The sequence below is a fragment of the Lysinibacillus sp. GbtcB16 genome, assembly GCF_019091145.1.
In the GTDB taxonomy this organism is placed as follows: domain Bacteria; phylum Bacillota; class Bacilli; order Bacillales_A; family Planococcaceae; genus Lysinibacillus; species Lysinibacillus fusiformis.
Genome location: NZ_JAGXJV010000835.1, coordinates 1 through 238, shown reverse-complemented (window position 1 = coordinate 238; position 238 = coordinate 1). Strand labels below are relative to the sequence as shown.

The following is a 238-nucleotide window of genomic DNA, read 5'->3' as shown; positions in this document are numbered from 1 at the left end:
TACAGAAAGAATGATACAAATCTTTTCTTCTAACTCTTCCTGAAAAACTAGCTAATCCTCTTTCTTTTAATTTTGATACATATTGTTGTTGCAGTTGAACCTGATTCTGTTGCTGATAATTACTATTCAATAATTCTTCAACATATTTTGCATAAGTAAGTAAAACTTCCTTATCTCTTTCGTTGACTTCCAACAATTTTTTCTTATTTGCAGTATTTTCAGGTGTCGCAATAATATA

General features: G+C 28.6%; 1 protein-coding gene. It reads right to left on the bottom strand.

The features are described from left to right. A partial coding sequence (locus KVT27_RS26040) for a hypothetical protein (RefSeq protein WP_217582318.1) occupies nt 1–238 on the bottom strand: 238 nt, incomplete at both ends.